Below are 19100 nucleotides of genomic sequence, written 5' to 3'. Positions count from 1 at the left end.
TATGGGGCAACACGAACTGTGCAGGCACGTCCCGTGCATCGCCGGACTCCCGGACACTCAACCCGAGAGGATCATGAGCGAACGGGCGTTCTGGCCGTCGAATCCCGATGCACTTCTCACCAGCGCGGCGCAGGCCGTCGAGGCGAAGCACGGTCTCGGTCGCTTTCTCGGCCGGTCGTGGGACTACGTGGACGCGCACCTTCCGGAGATCCTGCTCGTCACCCTGGAGCGGCTGCCCGAGGCCGGGCGTCTACGGCGCGAGTCGGACCGGATGATCCTCCGGTGGGTGGGGCGCCTGATCGAGGAGGTGCCGAAGGACGACCCGTTCCGCCCCAAGATCCTGCGGCGATTCCGCGCCAAGATCGAGCGGGACTGACCCACTTTCCTCGTGCGTTGACCTTCCTTACCCTACCTCGATACAGGATCTCTTGAATCCGACGGCCTGCGACGCGGGCCGCTCGGGACTCGACAGGGCGGGAACACCATGAAAGCAGTGGCCGAGGTGCAGGTGATACCGATCGGTTCGGGAGTATCGGTGCGAGACGAGGTCAAGAGGGCCCACGGCATCCTTCTGGAATCGGGATTGAACGCGCAGCTCCACGCGTACGGCACGAACGTGGAAGGTGAGCTCGAGGAGATCTTCGAGGCCGTGAGAAGGGTGCACGAGACCCTGCACGCCGAGGGCACGGTGCGTCTGTCCACCTTCCTCAAGATCGGCACCCGGACGGACAAGGAACCGGAGCTGGCGGGCAAGCTCTTCTAGCCGGCGGAGCCCTCCGGCGATCGGCGTGGCGTCCGGGCGGACTCCGTCGCCGACGCGGTTTCGATCGACGACCCGACACCGTATCATCCCCGCTTCGTCTCGGCCGCGTCTCGGCGGAGACTCGCTCACCGGGCTCGCGCTCCGACGCGCGTGGTCCGCAACCGGAGACAAGATGATGTTTCAGAGGAATACGAAGATGAGGGCACCCGCAGCCGTTGCCGTGATCGCGATTCTGGGGCTGGCCGCCTGTCAGTCCGATGCCGATACGGAGAGCGCGGAGGCTGCGGCCACCGAGATGCCCGCCGGTCACCCGGACGTCGAAGGTCAGGCCCCGGCAGCCGCCGGCCAGATGGAAGCGCCCCATGGACAGGTCTCGGTGCTGATGTACGAGTGCGCCGATGGCAGCGCGTTCGCGCTCACGGTCGCTTCGGGCGTGGGCAAGGCCGCGCTCCGTTTCGAGGAGGGCGTGTTCCAGCTGGATCAGCAGGAAGTGGCTTCCGGGATGGAGTTCTCGGACGGCACGTACACCTTCCGGGGGAAGGGAACGGAGGGCTCCGTCGAGAAGGACGGTGAGCCGATCTTCTCCGACTGTGCGGCGACCGGCCATCCGGCAGCGATGGAGGCGGAGACGCCCGAGGAGTGATCGGCGGATCGGCGGGCGGGACCGACGGCCCGACCTGATTCCTCCGCTCATGTGGCTCTGGGCACTGGCCGCCGTGGCCGGCGGCGCATTCCTCATCGACCGTGTGGCGGTTCTCACGATGCGCCCGCCGCGGCGGTCTCCGGAGCGTGCCGCCGCCGACCTCGGCTACCCCGTGACTCCGGTCGAGGTCACGGTCGATGACGGGGAGCTGACGCTCCGCGGTGAGCTTCTCGAACCGCCGGGAGCCGACGCCGGCGCACCTCTTGTCGTGCTCGTTCACGGCTGGACGGGCGACTCCACGACGATGCTGCATCTGGCCGGGCCGCTGCTCGCGGCCGGCTTTCCGACCTTCGTGTTCGACGTCCGGTCACATGGACGCAGCGACGCGGCCCCGGCCGTCACGATCCGTCACTTCCGGGATGACCTGCTGGCGGTTCTCGGCCACCTGCAGTCGCTGAGCCCCGGTCGTCCGATCGTCGTGGTCGGGCACTCGCTGGGAGGGTCCGCCGGAATCCTCGCCGCGGCGGACGGGGCCCCGCTCGACGGCCTCGCCCTGGTGGCGGCGCCCGCCGACCTGTTTGCGGCGACCGCCGGGTTCTTCTCGGATCACGGACTGCCCGGCAACGTGCTGGTGCGCCTGCTGCACCCTTCATGGCGGCTGCGAGCGGGGGAGTCCTTCAAGGATCTGGATCCGGAAGCGCGCGCCCGCGACATCGCAGCGCGGCTACCGATGACCCTGGTGCAGGGAGAGGGCGACACGCGTGTGCCGCCGGCGGATGCCGTCCGGCTGTCGGAGGCGTCAGGGGTTCCGGTCGTCCGGGTCGAGGATGCGGCACACAGGGACATCCTCGCTCACCCCGCTACGCACCGCGAACTCGTGCGCTTCGTCCGGTCGGTGGCGGAGAACAGGCCAGCCTGAGCACTCTCGACGACGGGATGTGCGAGTCGGCCTTACGATCCGCCGGTCGAGCCGAACCCTCCCTCGCCGCGTCCGGTCTCCAGGGACACCCGCTCGACGATCTGGATGGTGGGTCTCTCGAAGCGGGCGAACACGAGCTGGGCGATGCGCTCTCCCCGCTCGATCCGGATCGTCCGGGCCTGAATGCCCCGGGCCAGTCCGGTCACCACGGAGCCCTCGTCCCCGTCCGCCAGATCCGCCGCCGTGAGCGCCGGCGCCGCATTCATCAGGATGACCTTGACGGGACCGCGGTAGCCGGGGTCGATCGTTCCGGGAGCATTCGGGATGGTGAGCCCCCGCTTGAGGGCCTGACCGGACCTCGGTCGGACCTGCGCCTCCATGCCGGGGGGAAGGGCGATCCGAAGCCCGGCCGGCACCAGCGCCCGCTCTCCCGGCGCGAGGCTGACGTTTTCGCACGCGATCAGATCGATGCCCGCGTCGCCTTCGTGCGCCGGCCTCAGGGCGTCGGCGGCCACACCGGGATCCCCGAAAGCCGGGTGCTCCGGCAGCAGCTCCACGTAGACGGTCGAATCCATGTCGCAGGATAGCGCGACGGTCGCTCCATCGACAACGGCTGAATCCCCCCGGCTCCGGAGTGCCCCTCGCACGCGCTGCGGTATATAGTGGACGAATGAGCGACGATGCCCGCCGCCGGATCGAGGCCCTGTTCGAGGCCGCGCTGTCGTTACCCTCCGAAGAACGGGAGGCGTGGCTCGACGCCGCGTGCGGAGGCGACGAAGAGATCGGCCGCGAGGTTCGGGTGCTTCTCGCGGCCCATGATCGCGCGGACGGCATTCTCGACCACGGCGCCGCGATGTCCCAACTCGACGAAGACGCGGTTGGCGCCCACGATCAGGTCGACTTCGCCCCGCCGGATGCCGTGCCCGATCCGGTGGACAGGTCGGGTCGTCCCGAGATGCTGGGTCCGTGGCGGATCCTTCGTGAGCTCGCATCGGGCGGAATGGGTGTCGTCTATCTGGCGGAACGCGCCGACGGTCAATATCGACGGATGGTCGCGCTGAAGGTGATTCGCGGGTCCCACTTCAGCGACGAGCTGTACCGGAGGTTCACCAACGAGCGCCAGATCCTCGCCTCGCTCAGCCACCCCAACATCGCGCGCCTGTTCGGCGGAGGCCGGACCCCGTCGGGTCGGCCGTATCTGGCCATGGAGTACGTGGACGGTCTCCCGATCAACCAGTACTGCGCCCGACGGGAGATCACTCTGGAGCAGAAGCTCAGGCTCTTCTGCTCGGTGGCGAGGGCGGTTCACCACGCACACCGCAACCTGGTCGTTCACCGGGACCTGAAGCCGTCGAACATCCTCGTGGAAGCGGATGGAACGCCGAAGCTCCTCGACTTCGGGATCGCCAAGATTCTGGATCCGGACCGCGTGCAGGCGACCGGCTCACCCGCGACGCGCACGGGCATCCGCCTGATGACGCCGGAATACGCCAGTCCCGAACAGGTTCTGGGTGGGCCGATCACCACGGCGGCCGATGTCTACGGGCTGGGCGTGATTCTGTACGAACTTCTCGCCGGGACGCGTCCCTTCCGGATGGGAGCCGGCGGGCTGCAGGAGCTCGAGAGGCGGATTCTCCACGATTCCCCCGATCGTCCGAGCAGCGTGATCGGTCGGCTCGTCCCTCCGGATCCGGCCGACGTTCCGGCGGCCGCGGCGGTGCCCGCGGCCGTGCCCGGTGTCGGGGACTCGGACCCGTTCGCGGCGGGTCTGGATCCCCGGGCCGTTCACGACCGGCTTCACCTGCGGCGTTTGCGGCAGGAGCTGCGCGGCGACCTCGACCGGATCGTCCTCATGGCCCTGCGAAAGGAGCCAGACCAGCGGTATCCGTCGGCCGAGGCGCTGGCCGTGGATGTGGAGCGGTACCTGGCGGGGGAACCGGTGTCGGCTCAGCGTTCGAGTCGGCGCTATCGGGCGGCCAAGTTCATCCGCAGAAACCGCGTGCAGACGCTGGCCGGCGTCGCCGTGGTCGCCGCGCTCGCCATCGGTGCCGGGGTTTCGGCGTGGCAGGCTCGCAGGGCCGAACGTGCCCTGGCGGCTTCCGAGGCGGCGCTCGCACGCTCCGAGGATGTCACCGGCCTGCTCCTGGAGATGTTCGAGGCGGCCGACCCGATGGTCGCGGGTGGGGACACGGCGGTATCCCGGGAAATTCTTCGACGCGGGCTCGGCCGGGTGGAGGAGCTGGAAGACCAGCCCCTGGTGCAGGCGGAGATGCTCCATGCCCTCGGACGCATCCACTACAGCCTCGGACAGTACGAGCGGTCGCTGGAGCTGTTCGACCGCTCACTGGATCTACGGCGTACCTACCTCGGACCTCGCCATCCCGACGTGGTCGAGAGCATGGAGCGGGTCGCGTGGCTGTACCGGGGCCGCGGCGACCTGGATGGCGCGGATTCGATGCTGGCCGAGGCCCTCTCCATCGCCATCGAGTCGTACGGACCGACCGACACGACGCTGGTCCCGGTTCTCCGGGGTATGGCGAGGGTGGCGACCACTCGCGGTTTGCTGGATTCCGCAGGGGCCCTTCACCGAAGGGTGCTGGCGATTGAGACAGGGACCTACGGACCGGATGATCCCCGCCTGGCCTTCGACCTGCACCGCATCGCCGGCAATCTCCGCTTCCGCGGGTTCCATGATTCCGCTCTCGCGCTCTATCGCGAAGCCCTCGACATCAGCGTTCGAGGCCGCGGTCCGGAGCACGCCGAGGTGGCCGGGGCCATGCTGCACCTGGCCGACGAGCTACAGCGTGGGGACACGATCGACTTCGCGGAATCGGAGCGCCTCTATCGGAACGCGCTGGCCATGCAGGAGCGACTGTTCGGGGAGGACTACCCGAACCTCTCACACGGACTGGGCGGCCTGGCGTCGATCGCCAACCGCAGAGGGCGGTATGCGGAGGCGGACGGCTACGTCCGCCAGGTCCTCGATCTGCGACTGAGAACCCTCGGGCCGGACAACGCGGCGGTCGCCCACGCGCACCGCGCGTACGGAGATCAGCGGGCGATACAGGGAGACTACGAAGGGGCCATCGAGCAGTACCGGATCGCGCTTCCCATGCTCTACCGGCACCTCGGCGACAATCCGGACGCGGCGGGCGTTCACCACGCAGCTGCCAGGGCATGGGTCGGGATGGGCGAGCCGGACAGCGCTCTCGTTCAGGCGAGCCACGCGGTCCGGATCTACTCGGCCACCGTAGGCCCGGAGAACTGGCGTGTCGCCGATGTGCTCACGACGGCGGCGGAGGCCCGGTTGCTGGCCGGGCAGGTTCAGGCCGCGGAGAGGGACCTGCTCGAGGCACGTCGGATCTTCGCGCTGAACTCGCCGGGGAACGCCGAGCGGTCCGAACGGGTCGAGGCGCTGCTGGTCGAGCTGTACGATCGGTGAAAAGGGCCACCGGGCCCCGGCGGAGCGATCACCCCTCCGCCTCCGGGTTCCGGACGGTCGACACCCGTAGAGGCCCCCGCCTCCGGACCGTCGGCGGCCTCGCCGGGCTCGCCGACTGGCGCAGGACGTCCACGAAGCCGATCACATCCTCGGCGGCCGTGGCGCCGGCGTTCCGCACGCGGGTCGTGTCGATACGGAGACCGCCGTCGTTCGCGAGCTCGAGACCCGGGGCCGCTCGGGCCTCGCCCAGCGGAAGCGGCCGCCATCCGATCTGTCGCGACGACGCCAGGAATTCGGTGCAGTCGTCCGCCGGGACGGTGAAGATCAGCTCGAACTCTCCGTGGGGTCCGGCCAGCATCGTCCAGGCCGGAAAGCCGGAGTCGCGGATGAGACTCAGGGCGGCCGGATGCAGGACGGTCTCGAAGTCCAGGTCGAGCCGAAACCCCACGCGGCTGCGGAGCATGAGTTCATCCACGGTGGCGATCACGCCGTCGCTCGAGTCCATGCAAGCGCTCGCGAAACGACGCAGCAACGTCGATTCACGGTTCCTCGCCGAGGGCAGGAACGGGACCGAGGGATTCGAATCCGGCCGGCCGAGGGCCTCGAACGCGAAGGCGCTCCCGGCGCCCAGCCGCCCCGACGCGAACAGGCGGTCTCCGGGACGGCAGCCCGAGCGAAGCATGGCCTCGTCCACCGGAACGAGACCCAGAGCCACGGACTCCATGTGCAGCCCCGCGGAGCGGTTCGTGTCGCCGCCGAGCACGAACAGGCCGCTGACCGCGCACGCATCGCGCACCCCGAGCTGAAGCCTCTCCCTCCACGCACCCGTCGCGTCCGGCGGGAGGGTCTCGCTCAGCAGGATGCCGAGCGGATCCGCTCCCACCGCCGCCAGGTCGCTCGCCGAGCTCATCACCGTCATCCAGCCGATCCGGTACGGGTCCCGATACAGACCGGTCTCCAGCTCCTCGACCAGGGCATCCACGGTGACCGCGAGATACAGGCCCGGAAGGCCGGGAAGGGTGAGCAACTCGGCATCGCTCTCCCCGGTCCGGTTCCTCTGCCGGGCCGAGCGGGGAAGGGTGCGCACGAGCGAGCGCACGAGCGCGTTCTCTCTCACCTCGACTTCGTCCGTCAGACGCATAGCCGTATCGCCTCCGGCAGGATCCCGAACACCGCGTCGCGCGTGCGGACGACCTCTCCGTCCCGCTCGACCGCGAACGGCTCTTCGGAATGGATCTCGAGGCGGTGGGCCCGCCACGAGCGCGTGCCCCGACCACCGAACCGTCCCCGCAGCAGACGACCGAGAATCCAGGCCAGCCGTATGGGCCCGACCGGACCGATGACGTGCACGTAGAAGGAACCGTCGGCGCGCTCGAACGGCGTGCCGTACGAGAGCGAGCCGCTGAAGTTCGGGTTCTTCACGATTCCCACGTTACGGACCCGGGTTCGGACCGCCGCGCTCCCGTCCACGCGGATCTCCACCACGCGGGACCCGGAGCGCAGCAGGGTCGCGACGGCAGCATACACCATTCCGGCGGTCGGGATGCGGGCCTTCAGGAGGCGGAGCAACCGATCGGGCGAGTTGAACCGCTGGTTGGCGTCCGCCGTGGTGCCGATGCTCGCGTTGACGAGCCATTCGCACCGGCGAGGTGCGGTCAGGAAGGGTTCCGCGTACTCGAGCGTGCAGACATCGCTCGCCTCGACGTGGTCGAAGTCGAGGCGCACCGGGATGCCCCGGATCCGGCATCGATCCTGGAATGGCTTGTGGAAGTCGTTGCTGGACCCGAGCCCGATGGCCCCGAGACGGATGCGGTCGCGTCGGTCGACCGGCGCATTCTCCAGCAGCACGGAAGCCACCAGGTTCACGGTTCCGTCCCCCCCGGCGGCCACGAAGTCCGTCTCTCCGCGGGCCAGCTCCCGACGGACCACCCGTGTCATCACCTGCGATCCTGCAGCGATGGCTGTCCGGTAGGGTCCGATACGCTGCCGGACCTCCGACTCGATTTCGCGCCACCGCTCGAGGGCGGTGCCTCCACCCGCTTCCGGGTTCAGGAGAATGAACATGGTTCCTCCTCAGATCTGCTGGCGGACCGGTCGCGCGCCCAGGGTCACGAAGAACGCCACCAGGAACGGCAGCAGGGCCTGACCCCAGGACGGCCGATGCGCCAGGGTGACGCCCGCGAGCAGAAGCACGTAGGCGACGACCACCGGACCGATGGCCCGGTGCGCGTCCTCATCCGTGCGGATTCCGTGCAGTCGCACGTGACCGAACGCCGAGACGAGGGCCCCGGCACCGATCAGTCCCACGGTCAGGATGGCCCCGATCCACTCGGTCGGACCGATTCCCGCCGCGGGATCCGCGTGCAGCACGCGCCCGACGAGCCCGGAGGCCTCCGCGGCCCAGACGGCTCCCGCCGCGGCGAGCACCGCGAATCCATCGCTGACGACACAGGAAACGGAGCGTCCAACCACCACCGGGAGCGTCCGGTACCCGGTCCTCCGATCGGCGGACACGTCCTTGAAGTAGCCGGTGAGTACGAAATCGGCGTAGGCGAAGAAGACGGCGATCGAGGCGGCGATCAGGGTCGCGGGTGGCGCCGCCGGGCCGGTCCCGGCGCCGAGCCCGGCGAGCACACCGGTCCAGAACAGCGCCAGGACGATTCCCGCGTTGTAGAAGGGTCCCGCCCACGGACGCCTCTTGAACCAGGAATACGTGGCCAGACCGATGATCGCGGCCGTCACCAGCGGCACGTTCCACCGGGACGCGGCAACCAGAGCTCCGCCCACCACCACCAGTCCCGAGAGACTGACCGCGAACACGTGGGCCCGGCGAATCGTACCCTTCACGAGGGGGCGATACGGGGCCGAGAGCGAGTCGGTGTCGAGCTGGAAGCAGTCGGTGAGCGCCTGCCCGAAACCGTAGGAAAGGAAGAAGGCCAAACCGAGAGAGAGGGCCACTCCGGTCGGCACCGCACCCGCGAGCCCCAGCCCCGCGATGCCCGTGATCCCGGAGACGAAGAGCAGATACGGTCTCATGGTGACGACGTAGTCCCGGACGAACGCAACGCTGAACAGGCGGGCGCGCCTCGGGAAGCTGACCGCTCCGGATCCGTTCACGCCGCACCTCCGATCCGCCAGCCGGTCGAAACGGAGTCCGGCCGGATCGGGTGAACGTCGGTCATGGGATCCGCCCGTCCTGCGCGTCGCTGCCAGCGCCAGCCGATCCACAGGCAGGTCGCACCGCCGCCGATGCAGAACAGGTTCAGGGAGAGCTCGAACACCGAAGCGACCGTCAGCGTCGCGTAGAGCCCGGAGCGAGCGTAGAAGGCGAGGTCGAGGAGACCGAGGTACAGGCTCATGGAGGCCGCGACCACCATGAGATAGGTCCCCCCGGGCCGACCGCGGAGCAGGCTCCAGCCCGCGGCGCACAGGAGGAGGCCGAGCACCGTGTCAGCGAGCACGAAGGCCGTCTCGAAGGCGGACACGACCGGGTCTTCCTGACCCAGGTCGAGGAGGCCTCCCAGGTACAGGGTCCAGAAGAGCAACATCAGGGCCCCGCCCGCCGCGAACGTCCACCCGAGCGCCGTGTGCCGGTCGGGCCTGTTCGATGGCTTCATCGTTCCTCCTGCGTCGAGCGATCGTGGGATCGCGGTCCGATTCCACGGTGGCAGCGAGCCATCAAGCGGAGGTCAAGGCGGGAGCTTGATCCCCGCTTGACCCGTTCAGGCGAGGCTGGAGCGAGGACGAACCCCCCGCGGAATCGAGGAGACCCGATGCCGAAGCCCAGGCTGCAGATCATCGTTCTGTTTCAGAACCTCGGAGAGGGCCGCGCGTACTACGCCCGTTCTCCCGCCCCGCCGCTGTCCGGCATCCTTCTGGCTGCCCTGACCCCCGACCTGGTGGAGGTGGAGGTCCTCCACGAAATGGTCCGGCCGATCGACTACGAGACCGATGCCGAGTTCATCGCCCTCAGCTTCATGGACTTCTGCGCCCCTCACGCCTTCGACGTCGCCTCCCGCTTCCGGAAGCTCGGCAAGACGGTGATCGCCGGAGGCAAGTATCCCAGCACCTTTCCCGATCGGGTGGCGCCGCACTTCGACTCAGTGGTGGTCGGAGAGGCGGAGCCGGTTTGGGCGGGCGTGGTGAACGACCTCGTGTCCGGCCGGCTGAAGCCGCGCTACGAGGCCCCCCTGCGCGGAGCCCTGAGGGACATCCCGCCGCCTCGATACGACCTCGTGGAGCCCGCGTACTCGGTGCCCGTCGTCACCGAGGCGACCCGTGGCTGCCCGTTCGCCTGCACCTACTGCCAGCTGAACATCCGGCGCGCGCCGTTTCGCATGCGGCCGATTCCCGACGTGATCCGGGATCTCACCGCGACGGGCGGGCTCAGCCTCCCGCGCCGAAAGATGGCCATGCTGTACGACAACAACTTCGGCGGCGACATGCGGTACGCGAAGGAGTTGCTGCGCGAGATCGCGAAGCTCGACCTCTGGGGCGTCGGGTACCAGTTCAGCTTCAACTGCCTGCACGACGACGAGTTCGTCGACCTCCTGTCGGAGGCGCACTGCGCCATGGCGTTCATCGGGATGGAATCGCTGCACCAGCCGAGCCTCCTGGCGGTGCAGAAACGCCAGAACCGGGTGGAGGAATACCGGCAGCAGTTCCGGCGGCTGAAGGAACGGGGGATACTGATCTTCACCGGGTTCATGCTGGCGCTCGACGAGGACACGCCGGAGTACTATCGATCCGTGCCCTCGAGACTCGAGGAAGTCGACCCGAGCGCACTGCTGATCTCGATCTCGATCCCCATCCCGGGAACGCCGTTCCATCGGGAGGTGGAGTCGCAGGGACGCATCACCGACCCCGACCTCTCACACTACGAGGGGGACCACCTGGTCTTCGAGCCCCGGGGCGTGAGCCGGGAGGAGGTCTTCGAGGCGTTCGAGACGATCAACCGGACCTTCTATTCGCGTGGCGCCATTCTGAGGCGGTGGGGTCGCTTCCTCCGCACGTACCTGGATCCACGACCTCGACGGGTCCGGCGCGCCGGTTTCGGCCTCCGGCTGCTTCGCTCGGTGCTGCTGTCGTTCATCTACTTCAAGCTGTCCGTCTTCCAGAGGCACCACGCCCGGAAGAAGGTGTTCGGCATCGGGCGGACACCACCTCCGGGATCCGAGACACCCGGCCGGAGCGAGGCCGCATGACCGGAGCCGCGGCCCGAGGTCCGGTCACTCTCCACGCAGGACGGTCGCCGGATCCGTGCGGGCGGCGCGCCGGGCGGGCAGCCAGCTCGCCGCGAGGGCGGTGAGCAGCAGCACGGCCGCCATCAGGCCCAGGGTCAGCGGGTCCGTCGGGCTCACTCCGTACAGGAGGCCCCCCAGGAAGCGGGTCAGCCCGATCGCTCCGGCCAGTCCAGCGCAGAGCCCGGCCGCGGCCACCATCGCTCCCTGGCGCATCACCATCCTTCGGATCGCCTCCGTACCTGCGCCGAGAGCCACTCGAATGCCGATCTCCCGCGACCGGAGAGAGACGGTGTACGACAGCACCCCGTACACGCCGACCACGGCGAGAAGGAGCGCCACGCCGGAGAAAGCCGTGAACGCCAGCAGCGCAAAGCGGTTTCGGGCCACGGAATCGGACAGATAGGCCGCCATCGTCCGAACGTTATACACGGGAAGATCGGGGTCCATGGCGTGGACCTGCTCCTGCACGGCCGGCAGCAGCGCGGTCGGCTCCCCTTCCGACCGAACCACCAGCGTCATGAAGCTGAACTCCGCGAACTGCCGATGGTCCCAGTACAGCTTGGAGCGCGCCTCCGTGCCGGGTCCTTCGTGCAGGACATCGGCCACGACCCCGATCACCTCCGCGACCAGCGTGTCGCCCCACGGCATGGCGATGTGCCGGCCGATCGGGTCCGCATCCGGAAACACCTCAGCGGCCGTCGTGGCACTGATGACGACCGTAGCAGGGGCATCGGCTCCGTCCCGTCGGTCGAACGTGCGTCCGGCGAGCAGCGGAATGCCCATGGCCCCGTGATAGTTCCAATGAATCGGCCGGATGTCCGCCACGGGTTGCTCCCCCGGTTCGGGGGGCGGACGATCCGGATCGTAGAAGCTGGTGCCGATGCCCATTCCACTGAGGGGCAGGGCGGTGATCGCCGATGCCGTCTCCACCCCCGGCAGGGCGGCCAGCCGGTCCACCAGCTCCTCGAAGAACGGTCCGCGGGCGGAGTCCGGATAGGCATCGTCTCCCAGCTGCACATCCGCCGTCAGCACACCGCCCGCGTCGAGCCCTACCCCTTCGTCCACCAGCGCCCGAAAGCTGCGGAGCAACAGTCCGGCCCCGGCGAGGAGGGTGAGGGCCATGGCGACTTCCGCCACGACGAGTGCGTTTCGGGTGCGCACGACACCCCTGCGGCTGCCACTCCGGCCTCCGCCCTCCTTCAGGGCGCCGCTGAGGTCCGCGCGGGCTCCCCGCAGGGCGGGCAACGTCCCGAAGAGGAGCGCCGAGATGACCGACACCAGGAAGGCGAAGGCGAGAACCGTCCCGTCCACGCCCACCTCGCCGAGTCTCGGAATATCCGGACCGAGGGCCAGCAGCGCCCGGACCGCTCCGTGGGCCAGCGCGACACCGAGAACGCCGCCCGCCAATCCCAGAAGCAGGCTCTCGACCAGGAGCAGCGTCACGATCCGGCCTTCCCGGGCGCCGATCGCCGCGCGCACGGCCAGCTCGCGCTCCCTCCGCGTCGCCCTCGCGAGGAGCAGATTCGCGACGTTGGCCGCGGCGATCAGGAGCACGATGCCGACGGCCGAGAAGAGGACCAGAATGAGGACCCGGCTGTCGCCCACGATCTGTTCGTACAGGGGGACGACGTTCACCCGGTACCCGGCGTTGTAGTCGGGCGCCTCGCTCTCGTAGCGCGAAGCGATCAGGTCGAGCTCGGCGTCCGCCTCCTCCCGCGTCACTCCCGCGGAGAGTCGTCCCAGAACCTGAAGGTACCGGCCGCGCCAACCCGGTTCGGTGTACAGGGGGCGCCAGACGTCTTCCGTGCCGATGGAGTTGAAGGCCAGCGGAGGCTCGAAGTCGAACGAAGCGGGGAGCACACCGACCACCTCGTACGGGTCCCCATCCATCATGATCGTTCGGCCCACGATCTCCGGGTCGGCACCGAACCGACGCTGCCAGAATCCGTGGTCGAGCACGGCGACGCGATCGTCGCGACCGTCCTCATCCGGACGGAAGAGTCGGCCGAGGGCCGGTCGAACGCCGAGAATCGAGAAGAAGGCGGGCTTCGCCATCACGACTCCGACGCGCTCCGGCTCGGAGCCGCCGGTCAGGGTCGAGCTGAAGGGCACGAAGGCGGCCAGCTCCTCGAAGGTCCCGGCGTCGAGCCACGCGTGGTAGTTGGCCGGCGAGGCCACGTTCCTGGGGTTGTCCCGGGAGAGGTTCTCCTCCCACACCATCATGATTTCGTCCGGGTCCTCGTACGGCAGGGGGGCCAGAACCACCCCGTTCACCACGCTGAACACGGCGGCGATCGCTCCCACCGCGAGACCGAGTGTTCCGACGACCACCCCGGTGAAGCCGGGACGACGGCGGGCCCCTCGCAGCGCGAAGCGCAGGTCCCCCGCGAGCGATTCGAATCGAGACCTCATCCTCCCCCTCCTCATCCGCTTCCTCTCCGTGTCCCGGCACCGCCTCCGAACCCGGTCGAGATTCCCGAACCGGCGCAAGGCCTCCGCTTCGGCCTCCTCGGCCGCCAGTCCCTCCTCGGCCGCGATCAGCGATGCCCGGGCCTCGACGTGAAACCGCAACTCTGCGTCGATCTCCCGGTCCACGTCCCGCCGGAACAGGAGATCGCGGAGACCCAGGCGCGCCCGCGGAGCCCAGCGTCCGCTCATGCCGGCGCACCCTCCAGGACGCGCGAAATCACGCGGACCGTGCGGCCCCAGTCTCGAACCTGCTCGCGCAGCGCCATCTCGCCCTCCGTCGAGAGCCGGTAGTAGCGGGCCCTCCGGTTGTTCTCCGACAGGCCCCATTCCGCCTCGAGCCACCCGCGGCGGTGCATCCGGTGCAGAGCGGGGTACAGGGCCCCCTCTTCGACCTGGAGCTCCTCGCCCGTGACCTGTTCGATGTGACGCAGGATGCCGAAGCCGTGATTCGGGCCCCAGGCGAGGGTCTTCAGAATCAACATGTCCAGCGTCCCCTGCAGCACGGGGACCGTTTCGATTTCGGCGGGCATCGAATCTCCTCGTTCGAAAACGCTCCAACCCGAATGGCGGTCGATCCTTCCGTCTCACCTAACACGTTTAGGTGAAGACACACTACAAGTTGCCCTCGTTTCCCTAAGCCGTCAAGGGGAACCGGGTTCGTCGGGTGTCGGGGTTTGCCGGGCCGAAACTCCGGGGCCAGACTCCCGTAGGATCCTGGGGGACGCGGGCGCAGGGAAAGACCGCTCCCCGGACAACCCGCAGGGGAGGCGACATGAGAGGATTCAGGGGCTTTCTCGTGGCCGGCATCGCGTGGTTCGCGGCCGGCTGCATGCAATTCGAGTACGGCGTCACGCTCGAGGAGGACCTCTCGGGCACTGCCGACGTGGACGTGACGGTCGATCTGGACCGGGTCGCGTATCTCGCCGCGTACATTCAGAACGCCTTCGAGGGTGAGGGTGGAGAGCCCTCGGATGAGCAGATCGAGGCGGCGAGGGAGGAGATCCTCGCCGAGATGGACGCAGACGACGACTTCAGCGAAGAGTCGATGCGGGCCGAGATCGAGCCGGATCTGCCGGATGGGGTGGTGCTCGTGTTCGCCAGGGCCAACCGGGAAGGGCTGCGTACCCTGGTGGACATGCGGTTCGCCTTCGATCACGTGAGCAAGCTGCGGGAGATCCGGCTGGACGCCGATGACGAGAGCGGTGACGCCGGCGCACCCGTGGACTCGGAGCCGTTCGAGGATCTCGAGATCATCGAGGACGGCGATGAAATCATCGTTCGCAGCCAGCCGATCAATCCGATGGAGGAGATCGGCGAGATGGACGATACCCCCTTCGTGACGGAGGCGATGGTCGAGAAGCTGCTCGAAGGGTTTTCCATCACCTTCCGGCTCACGTCGCCCTTCAAGGTCCAGGAGCACAACGCCACGCGGAAGGAAGGAAAGACCCTCGTCTGGGAGTTCAATCTCCAGACGCTGGAGTCCGGGGAGGCTACGGGGATCTACGCACGGCTGAAGCGCTGACCTCCGCTGACCTCGATCTTCGGTATTCGTCAGGAGCCGGGCCGTCACCCCTGCGGCCCGGTCCATTCCGTGCTTTCGCGCAGCGGTCTGCGGTAACGGAGGAGACATGTTCGATTTCGCCCTGCTGATCCCGATACTGGCCATCTTCTTCATCTTCGGGGTCCCGATCATGGCCGTGGCCACGCACTTCGTTCTCCGGCCGCTCGTGCGCGATGTGATCGGGGCGATGCAGGGAAAGGCACAGGCCGAAGCGGAAGACCTGTTGAATCGGGTAGGCCGCCTGGAGCAGGCGCTTCTCGACCAGGGCCAGCAGATCGACCGGCTCATCGACGCCGAGTCGTTCCGCCGGCAGCTGGAATCGGGTCAGGCCACCCGGTCCGGGCCGTCACCCGACCTGTAGGTCCCGGCAGCCTGAGATCCGGTCGGGGCCCGCCTTGTCGATGTCACAGGGGGCGGCGAAGTTGCCGTCATGGCATTCGAGATCCGTCCGTTTCCCGACTTTTCGTGGTCGCAGAGCCGCCGTTCGACGTTCCGTGAGTGTCCGCGCAAGTATTACTGGCATTACTACGGGTCTCATAACGGCTGGCTGGACGAGGCCACCGACGAGGCCCGGCTCGCCTGGCGGCTCAAGAAGATCACGAACCTGTACATGGTGCTCGGCACCGTCGTGCACGAGCTCGCCGCGCGCGCCATTCTCCAGGCCCGGGGCGGTGGCGCCGTTCCGGAAGCCGCGGGGCTGATCGAGCAGGGAAGGGCGCGCCTGAACCAGGCGTGGCTGATGTCCCAGCAGCGGGCCGAGTGGGAGCGTCGTCCCGGCCAGCTCACCATGCTGATGGAGTTCTACCGCAGCTCGGGGCCGTCACGGGACCGGATCGAGCAGATCCGGGACAAGCTGTACGCCTGCCTGCGCCACCTGCTGAGCTCCGAGAGCTTCCGCGAGGCTGTCGAGGCGCCGATGGTCGAGGTCAAGGAGGTCGACCGCCTCGATTTCGTGGAGCTGGACGGCGTCAAGCTGTACGCTCAGCCCGATCTGCTGTACCGGCTCGGTGATGCCTGGCGAATCGTGGACTGGAAGACCGGGCAGCGCCACGCTTCCCATGCGCCACAGCTCCGCACCTATGCAGTCTATCTGAGGGAGCGGGGTGACCTGCCTCCCGGGCCGGTGATCGGGCGGCTGGAGTACCTTGGCAACGGAGACTCCGCCAGCGTGCCGATCTCGGACCGGGACTGCGCGGAGGAGCGCCAGCGGATCCGGGACAGCGTCGAGGCGATGCGCACCTACCTGGCCGATCCCGTCCGCAACGAACCGCATCCTCGTGACCGGTTTCCGCTTCGCGACGACACGCGCCGGTGCCCATCCTGTCCGTTCTTCGAATTGTGCGAGGACGAGCTCCTCGAGGCGGGTGCAGCAGGTCCCTTCTGAGGCGCTTTCCGTGTCCATTTCGCCTCTGTCATGTATACTTCAACTGTCCCGACCCCGGTGGCCCGGCTCAGCCACCGCACCTCGAAATCCGTTCTGGAGGTCCGCATGAAGCGATGGCTCGTCGTCCCCCTCGCACTACTGATGGTCTGGCCGGGCACCGTCCTGGCCCAGGAAGAGTCCTCTCCCACCTGGTGGGCCGTGTTCACGGAGTGGGTGGCCCCGAACGACGTGATGGCCTTCGAAGAGGCCAGCGCCGAGATGTTCGAGGCCATCGCGGCCAACGCTCCGGAAGGAATGGTGTATTACACGCTGTCCGGCCCGGAGACCGGATACATGTATGCCATTCCGATGGAGAGCATGACCGACTTCATGAACATGAACTCGCAGTGGATGGGGATGGTGGAGAAGATCGGCTGGGACGCGTGGGAGGAAATGTCCGCCAAGGCCGATCCGCTGGTCGAGAAACGGTCCATGAACTTCTTCGTCGAGATGCCGGACGGGTCCTACCATCCGGAAGGCTTCGAGGAAGCCATGGCGGACCGTCCGGCCAGGCACTTCGACTATCTGTATCCGAAGTCGGGTATGGAGGACGAGTTCAACGAAGTGATGAAGGAGTGGGTGGCGCTGTACGAGAAGAACGGCCTGGAGGACGCCGGCTGGACGGCGTACCAGGCGGTCTCCGGCGATGACCTTCCGATGGTGGTTCTCATCACGCCGGCCACCAGCGCCGGGGCGTACTACATGATGAGCGAGGAAGCCGACGAGCGTCTCGGGGAAGAGGGCCAGCAACTGATGATGAAGTCCCTCGGCCTGATGCGGGACTTCGAGCACTCCGATGCCCAGTTCCGGCCCGAGCTCTCCCTCCTGCCCCCCGACGCGATGTAGCGAAGCGCCGGCAGCGGGCCGGCGCGGATCCCGCTCCTGGCGGACCGCGACCGGCACAGCCCGCCTTCACCGTCCGAAGCCCGCGTGCGCAGAGCCGGCGCCGCGGGCTTCATCGGTTCGGCCGCGTCGGTACTGGAGCCGATGAGGCGGTTGACGACGCTCAGGTCGTGAGCACGACCTTGCCGAGGTTGCGTCGCTCGTGGATGTACCGGTGGGCCTGGACGGCTCCCTCCCTCGACAGGGGATAGGTCGAGTCCAGGACCGGACGGAGCTCGCCCGACTCGATCCCCCGGTAGATCTCCTCGAGGCCCGGGAGGAGCAGCTCCTCCCGCTCCTGCAGGTGCAGCAGGTGGACGCCGAAGATCCCGATGCAGGGCTGGACCAGGTCCATGGGATGGATCCTCGGCGTCCGCAGCCACGCCAGGGCGGCCCGGGGCCAGTTCTTTCGGCGGGTGGGAAGGGCCGAGCTCATCCCGTAGAACACGAGACGCCCGAGCGGGGCCAGGAGCCGGCGGCACGCGGCGGTGGCCTTCCCGCCCGTGGCGTCCAGGGCCACGTCCAGCTCCCGCTCTCCGAGCAGGGCTCGGACGTCCGGTTCCCAATCGCCCCGCGAGTCGAAGCAGGCCTCGGCCCCGAGCTCCCCGGTCACGAACGCCCGCTTCTCGGGTGTGCCGGCCGTGCCGATCACCCGCAGACCGTCCCGTACGGCGAGCTGAACGGCGGCCGAGCCGACGCCGCCCGCCGCCCCGAGGACGAGGACGGTCTCGCCTGCCCGGACTCTCGCACACTCCGAAAGGCAAACCCACGCGGTCAGGAACACGACCGGAACGGCTGCGGCCTCGGCCGGCGAGAGACCGTCCGGGTAGCGGAACAGGTTGCGGGTCGGAACCACGATGTCGTGCGCGTAGCCGCCGTGCCGGATGAGCGCCACCGCGCGATCGCCGGGGCTCCAGTCCCCGGTGTCGCCGCCGGTGCTCACGATCTCGCCGGCCACTTCGAAACCGGGACTGTAGGGCCGTGGCGGAACGGTGTCGTACAGCCCCGCCCGCATGAACAGGTCGGCGAAGTTGATCCCTACGGCCTGGACCTTGAGGTGGACCTCATCCGGACCGGGTTCCGGAAGCGGAATCTCGCGCTCGACGAAGACGTCCGGGGGACCGTGCCGCTCGATTCGGACGGCGCGCGTGGTCGCTTGTGGCACGTTGAGTCTCCTCGCCTCGGGTGGAAAGGGCGACGCGTTCCTCCGCGGCGCCTGATCTGAGGATGCGTTCCGCACCGGACGGTGGCCAGAGGGAAGCTTCCCCGCGGCGGGCACCGGCACCATATTGGCGCGCCGCATCGCCCCAGGTTTCTGAAGCGGAGGCGACAGCTGAACCCACTGGTCCTCGGCATCGCTGCGTACATCGCGCTGCAGTTCGGGATCGGCCTCTACGTGTCCCGGCGTATCAAGACCGAGGACGATTACCTGGTGGCCGGCCGATCGCTCGGACCTGCGCTCACCAGCCTCACCGTGTTCGCCACCTGGTTCGGGGCGGAGACGTGCATCTCCGCCGCCGGGCTCGCCTATGCGGGCGGCCTGCGCGGCGCATCCGCCGAGCCCTTCGGATACGGCCTGTGCATCGTCGTTCTCGGGCTCTTCCTCGCGGTGCCGCTGTGGCGGATGCGGTTGTCGACGCCGGCCGACTTCTTCCGGATTCGCTACTCTCCCGCGGTGGAGCGGCTCGCCGTTCTGCTCATGGTGCCCACGTCGGTGTTCTGGGCTGCGGCCCAGGTTCGCGCCTTCGGGCACGT

19 protein-coding genes are annotated in these 19100 nt (G+C 68.4%); 11 read left to right on the top strand and 8 right to left on the bottom strand.

Annotated elements, in window-relative coordinates; translation table 11 throughout:
- Window positions 1-73: 73 nt before the first annotated feature.
- From AC36XV_RS10290 to AC36XV_RS10275, 4 genes are all read left to right on the top strand, one after another.
- Entirely contained in the window at window positions 74-376 is a 303-nt protein-coding gene (locus AC36XV_RS10290; RefSeq protein WP_492203594.1) for a hypothetical protein, read from the top strand.
- 108 nt (window positions 377-484) lie between these two features.
- Entirely contained in the window at window positions 485-763 is a 279-nt protein-coding gene (locus tag AC36XV_RS10285) for an MTH1187 family thiamine-binding protein (RefSeq protein ID WP_492203593.1), read from the top strand.
- A 196-nt stretch (window positions 764-959) separates the two neighbouring features.
- Entirely contained in the window at window positions 960-1406 is a 447-nt protein-coding gene (locus AC36XV_RS10280) for an MliC family protein (RefSeq protein ID WP_492203592.1), read from the top strand.
- Window positions 1407-1455: 49 nt separating this feature from the next.
- Window positions 1456-2325 (top strand): alpha/beta hydrolase, encoded by an 870-nt coding sequence (locus AC36XV_RS10275; RefSeq protein ID WP_492203591.1) that lies wholly within the window; start codon window positions 1456-1458, stop codon window positions 2323-2325.
- Window positions 2326-2357: 32 nt separating this feature from the next.
- Here AC36XV_RS10275 and dut read toward each other — a convergent pair whose 3' ends face one another.
- Window positions 2358-2900: a dUTP diphosphatase gene (gene dut, locus AC36XV_RS10270; protein WP_492203590.1), complete on the bottom strand. Its 543-nt coding sequence runs from the start codon at window positions 2898-2900 to the stop codon at window positions 2358-2360.
- Window positions 2901-2995: 95 nt separating this feature from the next.
- Between dut and AC36XV_RS10265 the strand changes: the two genes are divergently transcribed.
- Complete coding sequence (locus AC36XV_RS10265) at window positions 2996-5767, top strand: serine/threonine-protein kinase (RefSeq protein ID WP_492203589.1); 2772 nt, start codon at window positions 2996-2998, stop codon at window positions 5765-5767.
- Window positions 5768-5795: 28 nt separating this feature from the next.
- Here AC36XV_RS10265 and AC36XV_RS10260 read toward each other — a convergent pair whose 3' ends face one another.
- Genes AC36XV_RS10260 through AC36XV_RS10245 form a run of 4 tightly spaced genes read right to left on the bottom strand, consistent with a single transcriptional unit; the run spans window position 5796 to window position 9384 of the window.
- The gene (locus AC36XV_RS10260) at window positions 5796-6908 is read right to left on the bottom strand and encodes a thiamine-phosphate kinase (protein WP_492203588.1); all 1113 of its coding nucleotides are present in this window, start codon (window positions 6906-6908) and stop codon (window positions 5796-5798) included.
- The gene (locus AC36XV_RS10255; RefSeq protein ID WP_492203587.1) at window positions 6899-7831 is read right to left on the bottom strand and encodes a diacylglycerol/lipid kinase family protein; all 933 of its coding nucleotides are present in this window, start codon (window positions 7829-7831) and stop codon (window positions 6899-6901) included. Before AC36XV_RS10255 ends, AC36XV_RS10260 begins: the two co-directional genes overlap by 10 nt.
- A gap of 9 nt (window positions 7832-7840) precedes the next feature.
- Window positions 7841-8884 carry a UbiA family prenyltransferase gene (locus tag AC36XV_RS10250; RefSeq protein ID WP_492203586.1) on the bottom strand — a complete coding sequence of 348 codons (1044 nt, stop codon included), beginning with the start codon at window positions 8882-8884 and terminating at the stop codon, window positions 7841-7843.
- Window positions 8881-9384: a hypothetical protein gene (locus tag AC36XV_RS10245; protein ID WP_492203585.1), complete on the bottom strand. Its 504-nt coding sequence runs from the start codon at window positions 9382-9384 to the stop codon at window positions 8881-8883. The genes AC36XV_RS10250 and AC36XV_RS10245 overlap by 4 nt, the downstream gene beginning before the upstream one ends.
- Window positions 9385-9540: 156 nt before the next feature.
- Between AC36XV_RS10245 and AC36XV_RS10240 the strand changes: the two genes are divergently transcribed.
- Complete coding sequence (locus AC36XV_RS10240; protein WP_492203584.1) at window positions 9541-10971, top strand: B12-binding domain-containing radical SAM protein; 1431 nt, start codon at window positions 9541-9543, stop codon at window positions 10969-10971.
- Between the two features lie 24 nt (window positions 10972-10995).
- On the opposite strand, the gene AC36XV_RS10235 is transcribed toward AC36XV_RS10240, so the two are convergent.
- Window positions 10996-13668 (bottom strand): ABC transporter permease, encoded by a 2673-nt coding sequence (locus tag AC36XV_RS10235; protein WP_492203583.1) that lies wholly within the window; start codon window positions 13666-13668, stop codon window positions 10996-10998.
- Window positions 13665-14009, bottom strand: a complete 345-nt coding sequence (locus AC36XV_RS10230; protein ID WP_492203582.1) for a PadR family transcriptional regulator — start codon at window positions 14007-14009, stop codon at window positions 13665-13667. The genes AC36XV_RS10235 and AC36XV_RS10230 overlap by 4 nt, the downstream gene beginning before the upstream one ends.
- Window positions 14010-14251: 242 nt before the next feature.
- Between AC36XV_RS10230 and AC36XV_RS10225 the strand changes: the two genes are divergently transcribed.
- From AC36XV_RS10225 to AC36XV_RS10210, 4 genes are all read left to right on the top strand, one after another.
- A complete protein-coding gene (locus AC36XV_RS10225) occupies window positions 14252-15001 on the top strand; it encodes a hypothetical protein (protein WP_492203581.1) in 750 nt (249 codons plus the stop codon).
- A gap of 106 nt (window positions 15002-15107) precedes the next feature.
- Window positions 15108-15401, top strand: a complete 294-nt coding sequence (locus AC36XV_RS10220) for a hypothetical protein (protein ID WP_492203580.1) — start codon at window positions 15108-15110, stop codon at window positions 15399-15401.
- A gap of 69 nt (window positions 15402-15470) precedes the next feature.
- On the top strand, window positions 15471-16424 hold the full coding sequence (locus AC36XV_RS10215) for a RecB family exonuclease (RefSeq protein WP_492203579.1): 954 nt from the start codon (window positions 15471-15473) through the stop codon (window positions 16422-16424).
- Between the two features lie 105 nt (window positions 16425-16529).
- Window positions 16530-17309, top strand: coding sequence for a hypothetical protein (locus AC36XV_RS10210; RefSeq protein WP_492203578.1), 780 nt, complete (start codon window positions 16530-16532; stop codon window positions 17307-17309).
- A gap of 160 nt (window positions 17310-17469) precedes the next feature.
- On the opposite strand, the gene AC36XV_RS10205 is transcribed toward AC36XV_RS10210, so the two are convergent.
- Window positions 17470-18510 carry a quinone oxidoreductase family protein gene (locus tag AC36XV_RS10205; RefSeq protein WP_492203577.1) on the bottom strand — a complete coding sequence of 347 codons (1041 nt, stop codon included), beginning with the start codon at window positions 18508-18510 and terminating at the stop codon, window positions 17470-17472.
- Window positions 18511-18591: 81 nt separating this feature from the next.
- Here AC36XV_RS10205 and AC36XV_RS10200 point away from each other — a divergent pair.
- On the top strand, window positions 18592-19100 hold a 509-nt coding region (locus AC36XV_RS10200), incomplete at its 3' end, for a sodium:solute symporter family transporter (RefSeq protein ID WP_492203576.1).

The organism is Candidatus Benthicola sp. (genome assembly GCF_058719085.1).
Note: the sequence above shows the minus strand (reverse complement) of the source record. Positions and strands in the feature narration are given on the sequence as shown.

What these genes read in the sequence shown, in the direction of transcription:
- AC36XV_RS10290 (WP_492203594.1), top strand. Translation starts at nt 74, where the DNA reads ATGAGCGAACGGGCGTTCTGGCCGTCGAATCCCGATGCACTTCTCACC.
- AC36XV_RS10285 (WP_492203593.1), top strand. Translation starts at nt 485, where the DNA reads ATGAAAGCAGTGGCCGAGGTGCAGGTGATACCGATCGGTTCGGGAGTA.
- AC36XV_RS10280 (WP_492203592.1), top strand. Translation starts at nt 960, where the DNA reads ATGAGGGCACCCGCAGCCGTTGCCGTGATCGCGATTCTGGGGCTGGCC.
- AC36XV_RS10275 (WP_492203591.1), top strand. Translation starts at nt 1,456, where the DNA reads ATGTGGCTCTGGGCACTGGCCGCCGTGGCCGGCGGCGCATTCCTCATC.
- dut (WP_492203590.1), bottom strand. Translation starts at nt 2,900, where the DNA reads ATGGATTCGACCGTCTACGTGGAGCTGCTGCCGGAGCACCCGGCTTTC.
- AC36XV_RS10265 (WP_492203589.1), top strand. Translation starts at nt 2,996, where the DNA reads ATGAGCGACGATGCCCGCCGCCGGATCGAGGCCCTGTTCGAGGCCGCG.
- AC36XV_RS10260 (WP_492203588.1), bottom strand. Translation starts at nt 6,908, where the DNA reads ATGCGTCTGACGGACGAAGTCGAGGTGAGAGAGAACGCGCTCGTGCGC.
- AC36XV_RS10255 (WP_492203587.1), bottom strand. Translation starts at nt 7,831, where the DNA reads ATGTTCATTCTCCTGAACCCGGAAGCGGGTGGAGGCACCGCCCTCGAG.
- AC36XV_RS10245 (WP_492203585.1), bottom strand. Translation starts at nt 9,384, where the DNA reads ATGAAGCCATCGAACAGGCCCGACCGGCACACGGCGCTCGGGTGGACG.
- AC36XV_RS10240 (WP_492203584.1), top strand. Translation starts at nt 9,541, where the DNA reads ATGCCGAAGCCCAGGCTGCAGATCATCGTTCTGTTTCAGAACCTCGGA.
- AC36XV_RS10235 (WP_492203583.1), bottom strand. Translation starts at nt 13,668, where the DNA reads ATGAGCGGACGCTGGGCTCCGCGGGCGCGCCTGGGTCTCCGCGATCTC.
- AC36XV_RS10230 (WP_492203582.1), bottom strand. Translation starts at nt 14,009, where the DNA reads ATGCCCGCCGAAATCGAAACGGTCCCCGTGCTGCAGGGGACGCTGGAC.
- AC36XV_RS10225 (WP_492203581.1), top strand. Translation starts at nt 14,252, where the DNA reads ATGAGAGGATTCAGGGGCTTTCTCGTGGCCGGCATCGCGTGGTTCGCG.
- AC36XV_RS10220 (WP_492203580.1), top strand. Translation starts at nt 15,108, where the DNA reads ATGTTCGATTTCGCCCTGCTGATCCCGATACTGGCCATCTTCTTCATC.
- AC36XV_RS10215 (WP_492203579.1), top strand. Translation starts at nt 15,471, where the DNA reads ATGGCATTCGAGATCCGTCCGTTTCCCGACTTTTCGTGGTCGCAGAGC.
- AC36XV_RS10210 (WP_492203578.1), top strand. Translation starts at nt 16,530, where the DNA reads ATGAAGCGATGGCTCGTCGTCCCCCTCGCACTACTGATGGTCTGGCCG.